The following is a 2,985-nucleotide window of genomic DNA, read 5'->3' as shown; positions in this document are numbered from 1 at the left end:
TATTGAAAAGCCACTGACTTACACGCTCGAAGAAGCTGATATTCTGGTGAAAAAAGTCAGGAAAAGCGGAGTGAAGGCACAGGTAGGACATGTGGAGCGTTTCAATCCCGCATTTTTAGCAGCTCAGGAAGAAGGCCTTGACCCAGCATTTATTGAAGCCACACGTATTTCACAATACAATCCACGCGGAACAGACGTTTCAGTTGTTCTCGACCTGATGATCCACGACCTTGATCTGGTGCTACACCTGATTAATTCGGAAATCAGCCATGTTTCAGCCTCAGGAGTGCCGGTGGTTAGCGATACTCCCGATATAGCCAATGCCAGAATTGAGTTTGAAAATGGGTATGTGGCCAACCTGACTGCCTCAAGAGCATCCCTTAAAAATGAAAGGAAAATGCGTATTTTTCAAAAAAACGCATATTTTAATATTAATTTTCTGGAGAAAAAACTCGACATCATCCGCATAAATGAACTAAAAGGAATAAACCTGAACCCTCTTTCGATGACCATTGATCCCGGAAACGGAAAACCCAAAAAACAGGTTACCATTCACAAACCAAAAGTACCTGAAATAAATGCCATTCGTGAGGAACTGCGCCTCTTTGCCATGTCCATCATGGAAAACACTGAGCCGGTAGTAACCATCGAGGACGGATTTCGTTCGCTGAGGCTGGCATACATTATCCTTGAAAAAATCAATGAAAAACTAAATAAAATTTCATTTTCTTGAAAAAACATCTCTCACTGATACTGATTGTTTTAACGGGAATTTTTTCCCGGTCGTGCCAGCTAATCAACCCTCCGGAAGATATTCCTGCCTATCTGCACATTGACAGCTTTTCACTTCACGGTAATTACGACAGTTTCGGAAGCCTCTCTCACAAAATTACCGATGCGTGGGTCATTGTCAATGATAAACTAATCGGTGTTTTTGAATTGCCAGCCACATTTCCTGTACTTGCCAATGATATTCAGAAACTCATCATCATGCCTGGTATAAAGGAAAATGGTATTTCGAACACCCGCCTCCCCTACCCATTTTATACTTATTATATTGATAATCATTTATTTAAGCCATCAACCACCGACACCATACAACCCAATATCTGGTATGCCGGAAACAAATTTTTACTTGCCTTTAATGAAGACTTTGAAGGAGGCAATGTTATTTTTGACCCTTCAAACCTGAATAATGCATTGGTTTACAGGACAAATTCAAATACAGAAAAGTTTGAAGGAGATTATTCGCTGAAAGTGGTTTTACCTGCAAAAAACGACATATTTGAAATCGAAGGGGAAGATCTTTACGATATTCCCAGAAATAAATCAGCTTTCATTGAAATCAATTTTAAAACAGATGAAGTGCTTACCATCGGTTATTACAGCATCAGCCTGACCAATTCGGTCAAACGAAACCTCATCAACCTGAATCCGACCAAAACATGGAAAAAGGTATATGCCAATCTGGGGACTGAGCTTTTGTATGAGCCGCAGGGAAATGTTTTCAGGTTTTTCCTTGGAGCTGTCAACACGGCCTCAGATACCTCCTACATCTTCATTGATAATATTAAACTATTGGTTTACAAATAATTAGAGAAAGGTGAACAGAAAGAAATTTACGATAGAATATGTATTGTCTGACCTGTTTTTCTCAGGAACAGCATGGACACTTTTCTTTATTTACCGCAAGCTGGTTATAGAGCCGGCAAAATATGGCTATAAAGTCCCTGTCAATTTTGATGAAAATTTTTTCATCGCCATTGTTCTCATTCCGCTTTATTGGGTGCTGATTTACTGGCTCACCGGAACTTACAGGGATCTGTACCGGAAATCAAGGCTGAAAGAAATAGCCAATTCATTGGTTATCACATTCTTAGGAACGCTTTTCATTTTTTTTGTTTTGCTGCTCGATGACGAGGTCAGAAATTATACCTTTTACAGAAAGACATTTTTAACCCTTTTTTCACTTCAGTTTTTCCTCATCACCACAGCCCGTCTGGTTATTCTGACCATGATCAAACATAAAATCTGGGCAAGAAAAATTTCATTTAACACCCTGATGATTGGCAGCAATGAAAAAGCACTTGCCTTATACAAAGAGCTGGAAAGTGAAAAGCATTCACAGGGATACAGATTTTCAGGCTATGTACTGGTCAACAGTCAGCCGGAGCCTGCACTGGAAGGGATACTCCCCTGCCTGGGGAAATATCAGGATATAAAATCCATCATCCAACGTCATCAGATTGAGGTGGTTATCATTGCCATCGACACCAGTGAGCACGAAAAACTGAACCATATTATTGCCTCCCTAAAGGAAGAAAACATTAATATTAAAATCATCCCCGACAATTACGATTTAATCAGCGGAAGTGTTAAGCTTAATTATATTTTCGGCACTGCCCTGATTGATATTTCACCTGAAATCATGCCCGGATGGCAGCAAAACCTGAAACGGATTATCGACATTGTTTTTTCTTCCCTGATTTTAATTCTTTCACTCCCCTTCATGCTGTTTATTGCCATTTTGATTAAACTCGATTCAAAAGGCCCGGTTTTCTATCTTCAGGAAAGGATTGGAAAAAACTTTAAGCCATTCAAAATCATTAAGTTTCGCACTATGGTTCAGGATGCTGAAAAAAACGGCCCTGAACTATCATACGCCAACGATCCGCGAATTACCAAAGTAGGACGGATTTTACGAAAATACCGAATTGATGAAATTCCACAGTTTTTCAATGTATTAAAAGGAGAGATGTCTATCATAGGTCCCAGGCCTGAAAGGCAATATTATATTGATAAAATTATCGAACAGGCACCCCAATACCGTTATTTATTAAAGGTAAAACCCGGGATTACCAGCTGGGGACAAATCAAATTCGGCTATGCCGAAAATGTGGAACAAATGATTCAGCGGATGAAATTTGATATTTTGTACATCGAAAACATGTCGCTCGCTATGGACATCAAAATAATCTTCTATAC

The 2,985-nt window shown here is 39.5% G+C and carries 3 protein-coding genes; all 3 read left to right on the top strand.

The window, feature by feature from the left end; all coding sequences use genetic code 11:
- Window positions 1–733, top strand: a 733-nt coding sequence (locus GX437_10670) for a Gfo/Idh/MocA family oxidoreductase (GenBank protein NLJ08123.1), incomplete at its 5' end; no start/stop codon positions are given.
- The gene (locus GX437_10665; GenBank protein ID NLJ08122.1) at window positions 730–1,593 is read left to right on the top strand and encodes a hypothetical protein; all 864 of its coding nucleotides are present in this window, start codon (window positions 730–732) and stop codon (window positions 1,591–1,593) included. The genes GX437_10670 and GX437_10665, both read left to right, overlap by 4 nt.
- A 10-nt stretch (window positions 1,594–1,603) precedes the next feature.
- Window positions 1,604–2,985: sugar transferase (locus GX437_10660; GenBank protein NLJ08121.1), on the top strand; the 1,382-nt coding region annotated here is incomplete at its 3' end.

It is taken from the genome of Sphingobacteriales bacterium (genome assembly GCA_012517435.1).
GTDB lineage: Bacteria > Bacteroidota > Bacteroidia > CAILMK01 > JAAYUY01 > JAAYUY01.
This window is presented reverse-complemented; position numbering and strand designations above follow the sequence as displayed.